Genomic DNA, 17,067 nt, shown 5'->3' with positions numbered 1-17,067 from the left:
GGCGCGAACCTGGGGTGGAACACGGTTTCCGGTGGGTGCGCCTCAAAGCAGGCTGCCACACCGGCTACTCTCCATCGCCCATCCGGGCGGAAAACCAAACCTGGAATTCGGATTTATGAATTTTGCAATAAACTCAGGTTTTTCAATGGGAAACGGAGGCTAATGCTCTTCCAATTTCAGGAAGCGGGTTCAGCTCATTGTTAACCCTACTTTAAAAATCCCCCAAGATTTTAGAAAGGTCATTTTTCAATTGTTCATAGACCATTTTATGCAAGAGATTATCTTCAAGAACAGTGTCTATGATTGCGAAGTGTCTCCCCCAAAAACCTTTGCTTATCCAATCTGGATTTCGCCCTTGTGCCTGAAGTTGAGTTCTTAACCTTGAAAAGGTAGTCCTTATGTCGCTTTCTTTTTCAAGCTGTTCTTCTTGAATCAGTTCCACGCTTGTAGAGGCTTCTGCCATGGTTGCAACGGGTTTCCACTCGATACTAACGCTACCACCTGAAAGTAAGCCCTTGAAGTGCTCAAGCGCCTTTCTTTTGATACAAACCTGGATATTGAACTGAACTGGCCCAAGCCGGTAAAAAGCAAGGTGGTCTTTGAGTGTTGGGAAGGCATGTTCAACCATCCATCGGTATGATTTTTGATAAGCGTCATAAAGATGCTTCACCCTCAAGCACACTTGCTTGTCAGTCCATAAATTCCAAGAATTTCGAGGCTCACCAGGAGCAAGATCAGCCAAATCTCGATCACGTTGAGGTAACAGAAACTCAAGAGGATGTAGTCCCTCCTGTTGAAATCGCAAAAGGAAAAAATAAGCTTTTGCGGAAGATTCATCAACATCACCTTCTGGGAAAAAAAATTCATTATCTCTTTTGTATGAGTCAAGGATCTTTAATAAATTTTCAACTGTTTCCTTAATGCTACCAAAATAGTGATATAGATATTCTGTTGCAAGGTGATGATCCTCAGCCATATAAAAATCCCGTGAAGCTAACCCTTCAGATAAATTTTTCTTAATGTCATTCAAGGCTTTTTTGTGTGGCCAAAGCGGAGAAGAACATTCTACATTACACATCTCGAAGTAAAACAACTGACCTATTTCTCGCATTTCATTTAATTCTTTGGGGGTTTTGTGGATAACAAATTGTGTAGGTTTCAGGGATTGCTCTACTGGAACCCAGCTATAATACATTGATGCTATTGGTGTTTTACCAACTATTGCTCCATAAAGCACAGCTTCAAATTCTGAGATTTGGACACCTTGTACTTCCGCATATGCATCTCCTAATACATTCCAAGGTTTAAAAATGCCTTTGACTGACCTGAAATGAGTATTAATAATTCTCAAATAACTTTCACGAAAACGATGGAGGTCACGAAACTCATCAATTGGCTCCACTCCTCCAGAAACGTTACTAATTTCATCGCCGCCCGCTCTAAGGCACTGATTTAGCAAATAAAGGTTGTTTTCTTCAATATATTTTAGAATTACCTCTTGCTCAGGAAAAGGAAGAATGCTAACAAGAAATTTCAATACTTCAAAGTACCGAGGGTTTTGTACAAATTGGCAAACAAAATTAAAAATCTCGGTCTCTGTTTTTCTACTTATTGCAAGAGCAGCAAAAAATTCCTGAAAAGAAAGATGGTTAAAGCTAAACTGATCTGGCGCACGTTCAAGAAGCAAACCGGGTTGTTCCTGGACCACCCTCACAATATCACGGGCAAGAACCAGGGATTCTCCCTTCGATTTCCCTTCTTCTTCAAAGTTTCGAGCAATCAATGTTTCTAATTCCTGGCGGTCAATCACCCCGCCGGGCTTATGCTGGTGCATCCAATAGGCGACCGGTGCCAGCATTCGCACGACAAACTGTTCAGTCAGTCGTCGTTCGCCAAGGTAGAGATCAATTGGGCTCCCGGTTAAACTTCGAGCCAAATTCCATGTCTCAGTTAGAACTTCAATACAAAGGCGATAAAGTTCAATCTGATTGTTCAGGAGCCGGGTGCCCTGATGATATATCAATGCGAGGAGCGTCAACAGAAGCGGATTGGTAGCCAGTTGCTTGACTCCAGGATGTTCGGTTATGGCTGAAAAGAGATTTTTCGCACGTAACTCCACCCTCCGCTGAGTTGCAGCATCTGCTGACATATGCCCAATAATTCCCCCAATGGCTGCTCCAGGTCCTAACACATGCTCAATTCCCCCAATGACTTCAAGTGCTTGTGACCAAGCGACCGTAAAACGTTTCAGATCATCCCGATCAAATGGAGCCAAAGTAAAAGTCTCAAATGAGGCAGACGACATATCAAAAACATATCCTGCAACCCGGTTAGTTACAATGATTTGTGCAGTTGGATAAATCCTGGAAAATTCGGTAATGGCCTGCACACAATCGGCCCTTTCAGATGGTGCCGACATTTTATCCAGCCCATCCAGCAAGACAATCACCTGACCACTTTGCAAAGCATCCTGAAACAAGGCTGAAAAATCCGGCAATGTTTGCTCTTTGAAATACTGCGAGAAGAAATCAACCAGTTGATATTCAGGTTGGGTTTTGCGTTTTTCAGCAAATACGGACAACGGAACCAAAATTGGCAATCTTGCCTCATCAAGTCCAAACACTTTTTGAACCTGTTCTTTTCCCTGGGCAAAAACCAGAGCCAGAAACCGCAACAGTGTGGATTTCCCTGCGCCAGGGTCACCTAACACCACAAATCGTAACTGTGAGCGTAGCGCATCTTTAAGGCTGACAGCATTCTCAACTGGAACTGGAGGATTGGGGGATTCTTCAGAATGTGTTTTAAGAAAATCTTGACCTTTGAAAAGCTGATCGTCTTTTCTCCACATATCAGGCACAATCAATTTTGGTGGAACAAACACGTCCTCAAGCGGTAGCCGAACCACATTGCGCACTTGCAATAGCCCTCGGAAATCAAGCCAACGGTACGTTTGTACGACATATTCACAATAGTGCTGCCGTAGTTCATCCAATGAAGTCGGCGCAAACAACCGAAGCCGGGACAGATATTTTTGTCGTTCGGCATCATCTTTTGGAACCTCGAAATCAAAGACGTCACTTCGCCAGGAGTAGAAATCTGGGGCACGGTTTCCGATTTCAGGCGGAGTGCCAGGACGGACCCAAACCACGACCGAATAGTCACTCCACCGTAACTGGTCACGGCCTTTATTCATCGCGTTGATGGCAATGGTTCGGGAAGGTTCCGAAAGATCATCCAATCCAAAAACAAATAACACCGCCTGGCCTGATGATTTTGGGAGAGCTGTCAGATATCGGGAAATACTCAGGTGCTCGATGGGTTCAGGACTCAGAGTCGCTTCTACAATCGTGACTCCCTGGCCAAGCCAGGTGCGAAGCTCATTGACAAGACTCGTTTCAGCCTGGGAATCAGGCGTTGTTACAAAAAGCAGACTGGGACTATCTGTGCGCAACTGGAGCGCCATCATCTTGAGTTGAGTTTCAGGTGCCCGCACGGGTACATCAGGAGTCATCGTAGCTCGCCAGTTGTTACCAGGGTTGGTCAGTCAACGCCGCATGTTTGTCAAACCAGACATCTTTGTTGAAATAACTCAAAACAATATCGTTTCGCAGCAACAAATCACATTGTTCACCATCAATTCGCTTCCTACTGATTTTCACTTGTTCCAGAACAGTGTCAAATTCCGGTGTGAGTTGCGCTTTCAGTTGCCGGCGAAGTTCATTCAACGCATCAGTTGCTTCCGGAACTTCAATTTGATTTTTATTGCTGATATCTGCATACAGAGCCGCTGCCTTTACCAGTCGAATAAAATCACGCATGACCCCGCCGCTTCCTTGAATAAGCAAATCAAGCGCATCAGATTTGATCACATCATCGGGGGTCAAATTGAGAGATATCATCCGGCGACGGGCAACGTCGCGCATAAAGTCATACCCCTGAGTTGAAGTATTTTGGGCGACAGGATCATAAAGTTTGACGTGGGTGAAGGGAACCATCTCAAACAGGGAGCGAACTCCGCCAAATTTGGTTGAATAGTACAAATCAAGCGGTCCCGTATAAACCACATTACATTTCGGCCCATTTAAAAATTTCTTTTCCAGGAAATTGAGGCTGATGACATCCGTATCACGAAGCTTGTCCAATCCATCCACCAGCAAAATCAAGCGGCGACCGGTTTTCGAATGCACATCGTCAATAATGGCATTGAGCGACCCAAGCAACTCTTCGATTTTCGGCTCCACTTTCAATTGCCTGACCAGTTCCACGCTTGTTCCAGATGCAAACCGAAATGGGTTGAGTTTTTCAATGAACGGGCTGGCAGCCAGTGTGGCAGCTCCGCCGGGTGGCCCTGCCAGTGCATACCCACCAAACACAATCAATCCCGAAAGTATTTTTTCCAGGTCAATCGTAAACTGCTTATTTTCTTTTTCGGTATGGACAACGGTTTCCAACCCTTTTTTGAGTTTTTCCAGCAAACTTTTGTCAGGTCGCAAATCAACAGGCATCTCAGCCATGGCAACTTTGAAAATAGCCGTGCCCATTAAGAAAATGACTTCGACCGGATTGGCTCGCTCAACATCCAGGTTATCACTCAGGTCAAAGCGTACCACCATCGCGTCGTAGCGTCGTTTGAGTTCAGAGGCCAGTTTGGTTAACTCCGAACTTTTGCCACTGGCTGGTTGTCCAACCAGAATGCGACGAGCGGGGAGTTCTTCCAATGAAAGCTGGCGTGCCAAAAATTCAACCCGGCTATCGGGCCTTGTCACAAACCACTTATCTAGTTTACCCGGTGGTATCGAATCAAACGGCGAAAATGCATTTCTGATTTCCTTCCAATTTGTCTGAGGCATGGCAATTGATTCCTGAGAAAATAAGTGTGCTGATTGCCCTGTATCCTATCCCATTGCCCTAAATTCCGACAACTCAGGCTGTAGCCCGCAGTTCAACCAGAGGATGCCCGTCCGGGAAGTGCTCCAGGAGGTCGCGTTCGCGAACGACCGCCGCTGCCAGCACCGATTTGCCGATGCCTCCCATTCCGTAGAGGCCAATCCGCGAAGTGACCGGCTGCGATTTCCCGGCGATCACAACGGACGAATCCTTGCCCGCCAGCACCAGCTTTTTCAATGCGTCGAGTTCGCTGGTACGCTTCAGGTAGTTGAGTGGAAGCTCCGGCACCAAGTGCAGTCGTTCCAATAGTTCTGGTGGCAACCCTAAAAAATCGTCTTGAGGCATTGACCGGTTTTTCCAGGTAGGAAATGGTCTCACACTGCCCAAGTGTGCCTTGCTTTTTAGAAAACAGCAAGACGTGAGCATTGAACAACAAAAAAAGGTTGCCGAATGTGGTCTTCAACCAGCATTCGGCAACCTGACATTTGGAGGGTTACCAAAAAGAGAGAGGGCTTATTTTTTCAAGTACCAGATGGATGTTCAACAGAGTGGCAGGTTGAAATCATTGGGGGGGTCTTTCAGGCGACTCACTTTCGATTTATCACAAGTTAAGTTATTGAAATAACTGTTTTTCCCTGAACCCTGAACCCGATACCCTGAACCCTAAACGGTATTACTTCACTTCAAATTCAACCAGTTCGGTCGTGGTTTCGGTGGGGACGCTGCCCGTGACTTTGGTGACTGACTTGACGACCATTCCAGGGACATCTTCCGATGTCCAGACTTTGGATGACACCGTGCCGCCATTTTGGGACGATTCAAATTCGACCCATTTGCACTTGAGCGTTTTGCCGCCGACTGTTACATCTTCCGAACCTTCTTTCAGGTTCGCAGGGTTTGTAACATTGCCAAGAGCTGGATTTCCCGTTGTGGTGAGCGGGATTTCGGTTTTGGTTTTGGTCGAAGTCCCCATCACGCTGGTTTCAATTTCCACAATGGCTTTATCCGCTGTTTTTTCAAGCAGCGTCTGTTTCATCGTGGTCGAAGTTGACACTGGTTTTCCAGCCACGGTGGTTGTGACCGAGGTTTTCATTTTTGAAGACGATCCAACATTAAATTTTGCCCACGGATGCACCGCATCGGCTTTCTTTTCCGTTTTTGGAGCTTCGGTTTTGGTTTCGGACTTGCCAGGTTCAGTTCCAGTTTTTGGGGCTTCTCCTCCGCTACAGGCGGTCAGGAACAGGGCAAGTATCGTGCACATCAGCAATCGTGACATAGAATCTCCTTGGGGTGTTGCAATAAATAATTTTTATAAGTTGTGTTTGAAAAAAGGTATCAGACACGCGGCTATAGTACTGAGGAATACCGAGGGCACAACTACCTGAGTAGGTAGGGTGTCCTCCAATTGCCCCCAATTTGGCCCAAAACCACTCCTTTGCTCACAATTTTCCAGATGATTTTCAGGACTTTCCAGTGTCAAACTCATCGAATACGGGATGAGGTGGAAATGCTTTCACTTGATTGGTCAAACCTCTTTCTTTTTCGCCAGAGTTAACGACTGGCATTGTGATTGCCTGAGGGTACTCCAACAAATTTAATTTAATTTTGAAGGAGTATTCATGAGCATCAGTTATGCAATCCGCTTTCCAGTTGGCACGCTTTTACCCAATCAAACTGGAAATAAATCTGACGATGTCAAAAAAATTCAACATTTGCTCCAAAGTGCCCAAAAACTCTTCTCAATGGCTGGCGCAAATTTCAGCTTTTATTCCCGGCCAATTCTTGCCACCGGCTCGATCAATGATGACACCAGGGCCGCGATTCGTGCCTATCAAAAAAATGTGTTGCGATTTCCAGCCCCAGATGGACGCGTTGACCCACAAGGACGGACATTCTTTTCATTATGTGAAGCTGCCCGTCAGTTTCAAACCCAGGTGGATGCCGCTCTGGCTGCGCACAAAGTCCGCCAGTATTCGGGAAAGGACGCAACCGTTGCACCAGCCAGCCCAACCCAGGCCAGTCAAGAAACGACTTCGGCTTCTCAGCCAGCGACGGGGGCTGGAATCAACCCAATTACGGGAACTCCAGGATTTAACCCTCATCCCGCTGGGAAAACAGGTCACTTGAGAGAATCAAACAATGGGCGGGGTGAGTTTAAAGCACCACGTATGGGTGGACGACCCCATAGAGGGCTGGACATCCGTGGTGTGCTGAACCAGTCGCCCATCTATGCCCATCGTGACGGCAAAGTTGTCTTTCATGGAGCGAAAGGCAAAGGTGGGAATCAGATTACAATTGATCATGGAGATGTCTCGACGGTGTATTGCCACTGCAGCAATACCGATTTCAGGAAATGGGTTAAATCCGGACAACAAGTCAAACAAGGGCAACAGATTGCGACGATTGGTGATACGGGAAACGCCAAACATACGCCGCCTCACTTGCACTTTGGAGTTTTCTACAAAGGCCGCGCGATTGACCCGGCTCAATACCTGAATGGTGTGGCTCCAGCCAAATGCAATTCAATTTGAATTTAACGAATACCAGTTTGTAGTCAGGAATCAGTAGTTCACTAAGTTTATTTGGTTGAATCACTTGACTGTTTTTTAATACAAAGATTTCAGTGCAAATTGGTATAAGCAATTTAATCCCCATGAACTCATTTAACTTTACAGAGGAACTTCGATGAAGACGAAAACTTTTGGAATTATCACTGGTGTGATTATCATTTTGGGGCTGGCCTATTTTGGATTCGGGATCCAACCAACGTTTTCCGGGACGCTCCAAATCACCAAACTCAAGGTTGCGCCACGATCCACGATGGATCTGGTTCAGGCAAAAGCAACCGGGAAAAATAAACTCAACCCGGCAGATCTGGTTGAGTATGCCAATACCCTCATTCAAACCGAAGGGTTTACCTACGAATTTGACGGCTGGCGAATGGTTGAGAATCAAAACAAAAAGAGCAGTGTGACCTCAATCAAAGGCAGTTCAAAGAAACTGGTCACCTATCAAGCAACCCAAAAGAGCGGAGCACCAATAAAACTGGAGATGAAGTTTGACCCTGATCCAACCACCAGCTTGTGTGATGAGCAATTCTTTCCCATCTCCTGTTCAAACGTTACGAAACAGGAAATCCATCTGCTTCACCAGGGCCAAACTTACACAATCAAACGCAATCAGGACTTTTTCTTTGAAGAGGTGGCATTGCTTGACCCGACGTTGAAAAAGGTGCAGCGAACCTGGGTGATGCCCTTCCAGGCAGTTCCAGTTGGTATTTCCCCTGATCAAACCAAAGTGTATCTGGAATGCGAAGTCGACAACCTGTTGCTTGAACTCTCAGAATCGGGTATTGCGTTTCGGTTAAAGAGTTCGGTCAAACTGACTCCAGGTCAAGGCTTGGAAAACCCGCCGACTGACGCTGAAAATGAATTCCTGTCATTTTTAAAATTCAAACACGGCAAGCAGGTTTCAATTCTTCGGTTTTCGGGACCCTGTACCTGATGTGATTGGGGCTGAAGAAAGCGGGCTTGGGGCTGAAAATACCAGGGCTCAGGGCTTGGGGCAGAAAGACTCGCAAGCTCGGAGCAATCGAAGGGATGAGGGATGAAGGAGAAGGGATGAAAGAAAACCAATTCTTCAGCCCTGAGCCCTGAGCCCCATAAGCGCCAGGATAAGAAACCCTGTGTCCTTTCCGTTGGTGTTGAACGATGTTCTTGTTGGGTTTGGGTCTCGTCCTGGCCGTGACCGTGGGCTTCGCACCACGGCTATTACACGACGACCCTCCGGGCCTGAAATCCTTATCCTGGCGCTTATGGCCCTGAGCCCTGAGCCCGCTTTCCTCAGCCCTGGTTTTCTCACCCCTTCTCCGCCCAGTTTTGGCCAATGCTGGCTTCGGCGACAACTGGAACTTCGCCAAGTGATTCATTTCCGGCGGCTTCCATTGCGTCAGAGAGTAACCGGGCGACTTCCTGGGCACGGTCGGTCGGGGTTTCAAGCAAAATTTCATCGTGGATACACCCAACAATACGCGATCCGAACGGTGCAAGCTGCGGCAGTATTTTGGCCAGCGCCAGCTTGGTGATGTCGGCTGCCGTTCCCTGGACAGGCAGGTTGAGCAGCGTCGGGAGTTCCAGCGGTTTTTCAATCAACCGTCTTCGACCAATCAATGTCCGCGTTTCACGAATTTTCTTCTGGTTGTGTGCTGTCTGCCGGTGCCAGGCAGCAATGCCCTGATAGGCAAGAAAGAACCGGTCACGGAAGCGTTCGGCATCAGTCAGCGTCAAATCTACGCCGTAGCTCTGTTTGGCGTAACTTTTCAATCCTTGCGCGCCTTGCCCGTAAAGCAACCCGAAATTCACGGCTTTGGCTGCCTGCCGGTCGGCTTTAGTCACCGATCCTATCGGTTTGCCGGTAATCAAACTCGCCGTCAACAAATGCAAATCCTGGTTCGCGCGGTAGGCATCCATCATCCGTTCATCCTGGCTCAACTGCGCCGCAACCCGGAGTTCAATCTGCGAATAGTCGGCAATGACAAACGAATGACCTTCCGCCGGGATAAAACAAGCCCGAAATTCCCGGTCGTGCGGCAATTGTTGCAAGTTTGGCGAATGGCAGCTAAACCGTCCCGATACCACCAGACACTGTTCATATACCGGGTGCAGCCTTCCGGTTTGCGGATGGATAAACTTCGGCAGCGTGTCCAGAAAGGCGCTGCAGAGCTTTGACGCTTTGCGATATTCCTGAAACAACCGGACTTCCGGGTGGTCACTAAAGCGTGAGAGTTCCCAGCGGCTGGTACCCGAAACCTGGATGCCACGCAAGGCAAGCGCCCGCTGAACCTGGGTGGGGCTATCGAGGTTGATTTCTCCTAAAAACCCGCCGCCGAAGGCTTCGCGCAATCGAACGGCAAGGGTGTCACGAACCGTTGAGATTTGTGTGCGGAGCGCTTCCCACCGATCCAGATCCAGGCTGATTCCGGCCAGTTCCATTTCAGCAACGGCTCGCACACAGTCAAATTCAATTTTGGCGCATTTGATGACGTCAGCCGCTTTGAGCTTTGAAATCAACGCTTCCCGGAGCGGCAACAGGACTGCCGCATCAAGCGCCGCATAGCGAAGTTGTTCGGGTGAAAGTTCGCGGGCTGACCAGTCACTGATCTGCTCGGTTTTGGAAAGTGATTGTTTTAAATAATGTGCCACCAGGGCTTCGAGCGAGTGACGTTGATTGGATAACCCACAACTGATGATTTGTCCGGCCAGCATCGTGTCAAAAAGCTGCCCGCCAACCTCCAGGCCAGCGCGGGACAAGAATTTCAGGTCAAATTTGGCATTCTGAAATACTTTGACGTGGCTTGACGCCAGTACCTGCCGAACCGGCTCCAATTCCGCCAGTTGAAACAGATCCAGCACCAGCACCGGCAACCCCGGCGCCGCAACCTGGAGCAACCGAACCCGGTCTGTCAGCGGGTCAAGTCCCGTGGTTTCAGTATCAAGCGCCAGCACTGGCGCGGCACATAAATCAGGAAGAAATGGAATCAACGCTGCGGCCTGATTCACATACCGGTATTCAGGCAGTGGAACAGCTTCCCGGACTTCGATGACCGAGGGGATAGGCGCAAAGTTGAACAAGGCGGCTTGTTTCATAGCAGGGCTTGAATACCAGGGCTCAGGGCTTGGGGCTTGGGGCTGAAGACATTGGGACTGGGTTAAGCCGGACCTTTCTCATCAGCAACAACAAAACTCATTTTTATTATTTAGTTATATCATTAAACAGTGACTCAGCAAAACAAAACTCACCACCAAGGAAACTATTGAACCTGCCCTCAATCTAAAAACCGATGCATGATGAAAATGTCCACCAGCCCCAACTCTTTATGCTGAAAGGCTTTAGGGACGGTACCGACAATTGAGAATCCCATTTTTTTCCACAACGCGACCGCGTTTTCATTGGTGCTCACAACGGCATTGAACTGCATCGCTAGAAAACCAGCTTGGCGAGCTTCCTGGAGCGAATGTTCACACATTGCCCGCCCAATTCCCTTGCCTTGGGTGTTGGGCTTAACCATATAGCCCGCATTGGCTACGTGGGCGCCAAGCACCGGCTGGTTGGGCCTTAAAATGTAGGTGCCGACGATTTCCGCTCCGTCACAGGCCACATAGGTCGCCATATCTTTTGACATCCAGATTCGACGGGCATCGTCTTTTGAAATGTCGGGAGCATACATATAGGTATCGCCACGCTTGGCGACCGGATGGAAAATTTCCCAAATTTGATCAAAATCAGTTTCAACGGCTCGGCGAATTTCAAGCATAAGGCATTAGGGTTTAGGGTTCAGGGTTCAGGGTTGACTGGGGGTTGCTTTTTTGGGAGAGGGGTGTGATACATTCTTAACCTTGTAACTCATTATATAACAATAACAAAGGTGAAGGATGTATCTTGGAAAAGTTAAACAACCAATCGGAGAGGCTATTACATGGAAAATCACTGTATGAAAGAAGCAACTGACACACTTCGTAAAGAGCTTAGTCACTCCACGGGTGCAACCGTAGAAGTTCTCAAGAGCGACAAGGCTGATATCCAGCAGATAAGTTATCCTGATGATAATCAGAATGCCATCCTGGATGGGCATTCTATAGTGGTATTTGTGCGTAACCCTGAGACTAAGCAGGTAGTTCAAAGACTAAGCGTCAATTTTCCTCAGATCAACTTGTTACCTGATGATCTCAAGAATGACGTGAATTTCTGTACTAAGCTTGCTGACGTTTTTAATCTGGATCTGGTGCGTTGTAACTGTTCCGAAGGCGATGAGCTTTGGGAGATACTCTCCGAGTCAAGGACCGCAAGAGCAATATCACGCTCAGTTCATCAATTCTCAAGCCGTGATGTATCACAATGGTTACGCCTTCTCGAAAGCTCAATGAGTCTAACATATGAGGGGTCATCTGTCCGTTATACTGTGTTCTTCGCAACAAGCTTAACTGACGTAATGAATAGACTTGGGCCTGAAAATGAAAATCTATTCGTCAAATTCCCAAATCCACTAGGAATAGATGATGCTCTACTCCATCAGAAGTGGATCCGCAAAGCCGTTGACTCCCAGCGCGTCGCGCTCGTTGCGATAGGTAATCCCAAAGAGTGTGAGACAAGCAAGCCTGGCGGATACGTCGTGGGACTTTTAGCTTTTTCAGGATTACCAGAAGAATCCCCTAAAGTACCCTATGCACCTCACCAATCTCTTGTCCGGTTTCAGGGGTTTCTTGGCTCCGATGGCGTGGCCATGACAGTGTCCCCTGCTGGCGATCTATGGCTATTTGCCAATGAAAGCCTATTCGTGAAGAGCCAAGGGACCTGGTTCTATCTGAGTTTCCATCATGCCCATACCTTTCTTACCAAACAGCAGATTGGTGAATCCATTGTGACACAGATTCTGAGAGTAGCAATCGATCTTTCGTTCGAACGTAAAGGAGCACTCTTGTGCATTCTTGATGAAGACTCTGAGATCGGCAAAATGGTGTCCGATCACGAGACTGAAACACGCGCCAATGGTGAACTTCGTGATAGTCTCAAGAACTTATCCATACACGAGTGGTCGAGCCGACAACTTATCACCGCCGCCGCATCAGTTGACGGCGCAACAATTCTGTCAAAAACCGGTAAACTCCTTGATGTGGGCTGTTTGGTCTCTCAGCCGACCACAGAAAAGCTAAAAGCTGTCACAGGAAACACCGAAAGTAAGCCATTCTCTGGAGCTAGATCAAGGGCCGCATGGAATGCCAGTATTTTTGGCATAGCAGTTAAAATCTCAGAGGATGGTCCAATAACAATTTACCACCACGGGGAGCAGATTCTCTGTATAGGTGGGAAACTCTGAATCTCAGAGCACCGCTTCTTTCAAACGACCCTGAAGTGTTGGCATTGGTGGGAAAAGGCTACGAAGGGTTTATCGAGTCGGTCTCAAAGAGCGGGTTATTCGGGAAAACGACGAAAAGCACTATCTGAACTCCTGCCCTCGCTGTCAGGCGCTGGCGAGGACGCCGACCGCGAAGCAGTGCCCGAAATGCTTTTTCTCATGGCACGGGGGTGACAAGCCACCCAGGCTACCCTCTGGCGACCTCTTCGAGGTACATTTACTGTGGTATCCTGGCGCATATGGTCCTGACCCCTCATTGGTCCGATTTATCGGATTTCCAGTTCTGGGTTGATTTGTCTGAGACCTTCAATCAGTTTTTGCTGATCCGCCCGGTCCAGGTCAAGAGCAATGATCTTCCCGGATTTCAGTTCAAGCTCTATGCCACCATATCCCCATAGAAACTGTCGGATCCGCACAATCGAGGCAGTTTCAATGAATTCACGTGAGAAGTACCGTTTGATTTCAACATTTTGACCATCTGGGCTGACAACTTCTTCAATGCTTTGCCGGTAAGTAAAAAGAACGGCAATCAACCACACCACGAAACAAGCACCCGTGATCCAGTATTGTGATGAGAACGCCAGGACTGCGGCACCGCCAAAAAGCAAAATCAGAAAACACAACCCCATCAGGTCCCTCATTCGGCAGTCATCAACATTCTTATATAAAAATTTGGGGTTCTTTTTCGTCCCTGAATCAGCATGTGTGGAAAGATTCGCCAGCGAAAGCCCAGCACATCGCGTGCAGAGGCCGGTGTCCGGGTCAAATTGATCGGTCTGGTGGCAGACTTCGCAGCGTCTGGCCGGATGATCCTGGCGAATGATCAAGGTTGGTGCCATTTGGAACCTCCCATCAAAACAACCTGCCTGTTTCCACAAACCAGTTGAAGGACCTCACCGAAAGTTTCCAGACATTGTAACCACGGAAAACACAGAAAACACGGAAAAAATCAAACACTTATCAAATTCAATAGCTCAATAAACTCCTGGAACAGGACTTCACTTGAGTTAATCAACCGACTCAACCGGAGAGTGGCCCGAGAACAGTTGAATTTGCTTTCATTATCTCACTCGCCTACCATAGCTTCATATCCTGCTGCTTCATCTTGATCCAGTTTCGATGTTCCTGCCAACCCGATCAGACCTTCTCGACAGATAATGCCCATGGACCGTTTCCTTGCCCAGTTCGATCAAAAAATGACCGCCATGCGCCCGGCAAGCATTTGGATATATTCAATGCTGGCAACCTTGGGGCTGGGCTGGTTTGACTATGCTACCGGTTACGAAATCTCGTTTTCCTTCTTTTATTTGATACCAGTCTTTCTTGTCACCTGGTATGCCAGCCGTCGGTCAGGTTTGTTTATGGCACTCCTCACCATTGTCGTTTGGGTTATCTCCAACCGGCTGGCGGGTCAACAGTATTCATCCGAAGTCATCCGAATCTGGAATGCCATTTTCCGACTGGCCTTTTTTGCCTTGACGATCAACTTACTCCAGATTGTCAAAGCGACGCTTGACCGGGAACGTCAGCTTTCACGAACTGATTATTTGACCGGTGCGACCAACTCCCGCGAATTTCACCATATTCTCCAGGCTGAAATCATCCGCTCGCAACGCTACCATCATCCGATTTCACTGGCCTACCTTGACCTGGATAACTTCAAAACAATCAATGACCAGTTTGGCCATCAAGCCGGAGATGAAGTGTTGCAGTTTATTGCCAGTACCATTCGCCAATCGCTCCGAAAAGTAGACACCCTGGCGCGGCTGGGCGGAGATGAGTTTGCGATTTTGCTCCCGGAAACTGACCACCTCGCAGCCGAAACAGCAATATTGAAGGTTCGGGAAGTCATTCTCAATCAAATCCCCGAGCAGTATTCAATCGTCACCCTCAGTATTGGTGTCGTTTCGTTTATCTGTCCGCCGGATTCTCCCGAAGTGATGCTCCACCAGGCTGATAATTTGATGTATCAGGTCAAAACTGAAGGCAAGAATCATGTTCTGTTTGCCCAACCGGGTCAGGTCGAACAAGGGCAACTTTTGCAATAATCGTTTTATTTATGCGTATTTACCGCCATCTGAACCCAGAGGCCATCGAAGCCCATCCAGAGCATTCGACGCGGATACGGATTACATCCAGTTCAGATGTGCGGAACTGGCTTCGCCAAACCAGACAAAAGCCAGATTGGGGCCAAATAATCATCGTTACGTTCGTGATTGATACAGACGGATGGTTCTGGATTGCAGATCGTCACTCCGAACACCTTGCCTGTGCCGCCGGGAGGGATGTGCGTTCAGCCGGGGAAATAACCTTCGACTGTTCCCAAACAGAAATCTTTGTTTCAGAAGTCAGCAATCAATCGCTCGGATATTGCCCGGAACCTGATTCCTGGCCAGCGGTGGATGAAGCACTGAACCGGGCTGGGATTTCCCATCCACCTGGGTTCACAACCGAATTTGTCTTTCGTTTATGCACCAAATGCCACACTAAAAATATCGTCAAAGATAAGTGGTTTGAATGTGTTGTTTGTGGCACACCGCTTGATCAAATATGGAATTTCTAATGCTGGCTTCCCCGCGCCACAGATTTTCAGAATGAGAAACCCCGGAATATACGCAGCACACAGAGAGGAAAGCTAAACCATTGAAAGAATTGTATTTTCTTGAACCCTGAACCCTAACTGGCATCACACAATCCGGTCTTACAAAAAATCCGGGTCAAAGTTGCTGGCAAATTTTGGGATCAACAATACCGCGAGAAAAATCGGTGCCAGAAATATCAGTACCACAGGCACATAAAGAAACTGGCCCAGGCTTTGATCAATCTCGCTTCCAAAACGATTGGTGATGGCCACAATCCGTTGGCGGGTCATTTCAATCACGGCACTGATCCAGTCGAGTGGAATCAGAATTACAAAACACAATCCAATGCCCAGCAAGGTGAATGAATAGAGCGTGGCAATGATGGCCAAAACCGGCATCACATAAAATGGCTTGCGTGCAATGTACCGGAACAATTCACCTGAGGCTTTCCAGCAGGCTTGATTCATGGTTTTGAAGGCACCGTTTCCGGTTAAATCAGTAAATTCAGCTAAAACCCCGACCGTGACTTCGGAAGAGAACTTCGGGATAAACAAGCTCAATAAAAACAGTGGGGCCACCAGACATATCACGATTGGCCCCCAGAAAAAGTACTTGAAGGTGTGCCCGGTGCGGTCAGCCATTCTGGTGATGAGGTTGAGCAGTTTTGATCGAATCTGATCCAGCAGGGTTCCAAGCAGATCAAAAATCAAAAACAGGTAGAATCCAAGTGCGGCAATAAAGAGCAATGGAGCATAGATCACCGCTACCATCATCGTAAACGGCTGGATAAACCACCGTTGCTGCGATGAATAGCGGAAAAGGCTGGTACATGCCTTCAAATAACCTCCCCCGAGCGAACCAAATACGCCGTGGCTCATAAATCGTGAGTCCTTTGGATTTTCTGCACGCGAAGAAATTTGATTGGTTCACCAACCAGTTGCTGACTGTTTCTCAATTTATATCAGTTTTTTGGCAGCAAATGTAGGCTGAACTTCCAGTGTCATTAATACCAGAACAACCGTGACTGGAGTGCTGGAGTCACCCTATAGATGCCAGTTCAATGTTGAAAAAATTGTTCGTTGAAAACAAAGGGCTTATCAAAATCTCAAATTTCAGGCGTTCAATCTGCTGTCTGTAAGTTGTTGATTTTGAAGTCTCAATTTCAACTCTTCATTCGCATTATAGGTATCAAGCTAAAGGGTTCAAGCACGCAAGTCGCCATTGAATAACCCTGGTGTTCCAGCCCACGGCCACGGTCAGGACGAAACCCAACCCCGGTAATTGTGTCGCTCGATACCCACGGAAGGAATTCAATTTTTCTTATCCTGGCGTTTATGGGGGAAGGGAGAATGGGTTTTTCCCAGGAACGAAGGAGGTCACGCGCGAGGGGAGCCACCAGCAGGAGTTATCAGTAGACAAGCCTGACGATCCAGGTCCAACGGTGTTCACGACTGGTGTTTGACTTACCTTCAAAGTAAATTTTGCTTTGTCTCGTTTCGAACGGATTTGCTTTCCGCGTGCTTCAAATTTCCCCTCTTTTTATATCCAATAGATAATCCGATAAAGTAAAAATGGGGTAAGCTCCCGCTGCCTACCTGTCGGTAGGCACACGTCTGCCCTTGCGGATCGTCATCCGACGATCCGCCCAAATTGAATCAGCCCGACGACCGCTGAGGCCACCATCGG

The 17,067-nt window shown here is 47.8% G+C and carries 13 protein-coding genes; 5 read left to right on the top strand and 8 right to left on the bottom strand.

Annotated features, from left to right (window positions below):
• Positions 1 to 211: 211 nt before the first annotated feature.
• The 4 genes from HY774_14515 to HY774_14500 form a co-directional block, all read right to left on the bottom strand.
• Complete coding sequence (locus HY774_14515) at positions 212 to 3,511, bottom strand: NACHT domain-containing protein (GenBank protein ID MBI4749698.1); 3,300 nt, start codon at positions 3,509 to 3,511, stop codon at positions 212 to 214.
• A 16-nt stretch (positions 3,512 to 3,527) separates the two neighbouring features.
• Positions 3,528 to 4,850: a hypothetical protein gene (locus tag HY774_14510; GenBank protein ID MBI4749697.1), complete on the bottom strand. Its 1,323-nt coding sequence runs from the start codon at positions 4,848 to 4,850 to the stop codon at positions 3,528 to 3,530.
• 73 nt (positions 4,851 to 4,923) lie between these two features.
• Complete coding sequence (locus tag HY774_14505) at positions 4,924 to 5,265, bottom strand: hypothetical protein (GenBank protein MBI4749696.1); 342 nt, start codon at positions 5,263 to 5,265, stop codon at positions 4,924 to 4,926.
• A 295-nt stretch (positions 5,266 to 5,560) separates the two neighbouring features.
• Complete coding sequence (locus tag HY774_14500; protein ID MBI4749695.1) at positions 5,561 to 6,163, bottom strand: hypothetical protein; 603 nt, start codon at positions 6,161 to 6,163, stop codon at positions 5,561 to 5,563.
• A 343-nt stretch (positions 6,164 to 6,506) separates the two neighbouring features.
• On the opposite strand from HY774_14500, the gene HY774_14495 reads away from it, so the two are divergent.
• Both HY774_14495 and HY774_14490 read left to right on the top strand, forming a co-directional pair.
• Positions 6,507 to 7,418: a peptidoglycan DD-metalloendopeptidase family protein gene (locus tag HY774_14495; GenBank protein ID MBI4749694.1), complete on the top strand. Its 912-nt coding sequence runs from the start codon at positions 6,507 to 6,509 to the stop codon at positions 7,416 to 7,418.
• A 154-nt stretch (positions 7,419 to 7,572) separates the two neighbouring features.
• Positions 7,573 to 8,391 carry a hypothetical protein gene (locus tag HY774_14490; protein MBI4749693.1) on the top strand — a complete coding sequence of 273 codons (819 nt, stop codon included), beginning with the start codon at positions 7,573 to 7,575 and terminating at the stop codon, positions 8,389 to 8,391.
• Between the two features lie 353 nt (positions 8,392 to 8,744).
• Here the strand turns inward: HY774_14490 and HY774_14485 are convergent, their stop codons facing one another.
• Together HY774_14485 and HY774_14480 are read right to left on the bottom strand one after the other, a co-directional pair.
• Positions 8,745 to 10,532, bottom strand: a complete 1,788-nt coding sequence (locus HY774_14485) for a bifunctional 3'-5' exonuclease/DNA polymerase (protein ID MBI4749692.1) — start codon at positions 10,530 to 10,532, stop codon at positions 8,745 to 8,747.
• A gap of 179 nt (positions 10,533 to 10,711) precedes the next feature.
• Complete coding sequence (locus HY774_14480) at positions 10,712 to 11,200, bottom strand: GNAT family N-acetyltransferase (GenBank protein ID MBI4749691.1); 489 nt, start codon at positions 11,198 to 11,200, stop codon at positions 10,712 to 10,714.
• A gap of 177 nt (positions 11,201 to 11,377) precedes the next feature.
• Between HY774_14480 and HY774_14475 the strand changes: the two genes are divergently transcribed.
• The gene (locus HY774_14475) at positions 11,378 to 12,760 is read left to right on the top strand and encodes a hypothetical protein (GenBank protein ID MBI4749690.1); all 1,383 of its coding nucleotides are present in this window, start codon (positions 11,378 to 11,380) and stop codon (positions 12,758 to 12,760) included.
• Between the two features lie 305 nt (positions 12,761 to 13,065).
• Here the strand turns inward: HY774_14475 and HY774_14470 are convergent, their stop codons facing one another.
• Positions 13,066 to 13,638: a hypothetical protein gene (locus tag HY774_14470; GenBank protein MBI4749689.1), complete on the bottom strand. Its 573-nt coding sequence runs from the start codon at positions 13,636 to 13,638 to the stop codon at positions 13,066 to 13,068.
• Between the two features lie 324 nt (positions 13,639 to 13,962).
• Between HY774_14470 and HY774_14465 the strand changes: the two genes are divergently transcribed.
• Together HY774_14465 and HY774_14460 are read left to right on the top strand one after the other, a co-directional pair.
• The gene (locus HY774_14465; GenBank protein ID MBI4749688.1) at positions 13,963 to 14,847 is read left to right on the top strand and encodes a GGDEF domain-containing protein; all 885 of its coding nucleotides are present in this window, start codon (positions 13,963 to 13,965) and stop codon (positions 14,845 to 14,847) included.
• 11 nt (positions 14,848 to 14,858) lie between these two features.
• Positions 14,859 to 15,362 carry a hypothetical protein gene (locus tag HY774_14460; protein ID MBI4749687.1) on the top strand — a complete coding sequence of 168 codons (504 nt, stop codon included), beginning with the start codon at positions 14,859 to 14,861 and terminating at the stop codon, positions 15,360 to 15,362.
• A gap of 138 nt (positions 15,363 to 15,500) precedes the next feature.
• On the opposite strand, the gene HY774_14455 is transcribed toward HY774_14460, so the two are convergent.
• A complete protein-coding gene (locus HY774_14455) occupies positions 15,501 to 16,259 on the bottom strand; it encodes a hypothetical protein (GenBank protein MBI4749686.1) in 759 nt (252 codons plus the stop codon).
• Positions 16,260 to 17,067: the final 808 nt, after the last annotated feature.

It is taken from the genome of Acidobacteriota bacterium (genome assembly GCA_016208495.1).
GTDB lineage: Bacteria > Acidobacteriota > Blastocatellia > Chloracidobacteriales > Chloracidobacteriaceae > JACQXX01.
The sequence above is the reverse complement of the archived record's forward strand: the minus strand, read 5'-3'. Positions and strand labels throughout refer to the sequence as shown.

What these genes read in the sequence shown, in the direction of transcription:
- HY774_14515 (MBI4749698.1), bottom strand. Translation starts at nt 3,511, where the DNA reads ATGACTCCTGATGTACCCGTGCGGGCACCTGAAACTCAACTCAAGATG.
- HY774_14500 (MBI4749695.1), bottom strand. Translation starts at nt 6,163, where the DNA reads ATGTCACGATTGCTGATGTGCACGATACTTGCCCTGTTCCTGACCGCC.
- HY774_14490 (MBI4749693.1), top strand. Translation starts at nt 7,573, where the DNA reads ATGAAGACGAAAACTTTTGGAATTATCACTGGTGTGATTATCATTTTG.
- HY774_14475 (MBI4749690.1), top strand. Translation starts at nt 11,378, where the DNA reads ATGAAAGAAGCAACTGACACACTTCGTAAAGAGCTTAGTCACTCCACG.
- HY774_14480 (MBI4749691.1), bottom strand. Translation starts at nt 11,200, where the DNA reads ATGCTTGAAATTCGCCGAGCCGTTGAAACTGATTTTGATCAAATTTGG.
- HY774_14495 (MBI4749694.1), top strand. Translation starts at nt 6,507, where the DNA reads ATGAGCATCAGTTATGCAATCCGCTTTCCAGTTGGCACGCTTTTACCC.
- HY774_14460 (MBI4749687.1), top strand. Translation starts at nt 14,859, where the DNA reads ATGCGTATTTACCGCCATCTGAACCCAGAGGCCATCGAAGCCCATCCA.
- HY774_14510 (MBI4749697.1), bottom strand. Translation starts at nt 4,850, where the DNA reads ATGCCTCAGACAAATTGGAAGGAAATCAGAAATGCATTTTCGCCGTTT.
- HY774_14455 (MBI4749686.1), bottom strand. Translation starts at nt 16,259, where the DNA reads ATGAGCCACGGCGTATTTGGTTCGCTCGGGGGAGGTTATTTGAAGGCA.
- HY774_14485 (MBI4749692.1), bottom strand. Translation starts at nt 10,532, where the DNA reads ATGAAACAAGCCGCCTTGTTCAACTTTGCGCCTATCCCCTCGGTCATC.
- HY774_14470 (MBI4749689.1), bottom strand. Translation starts at nt 13,638, where the DNA reads ATGGCACCAACCTTGATCATTCGCCAGGATCATCCGGCCAGACGCTGC.
- HY774_14465 (MBI4749688.1), top strand. Translation starts at nt 13,963, where the DNA reads ATGGACCGTTTCCTTGCCCAGTTCGATCAAAAAATGACCGCCATGCGC.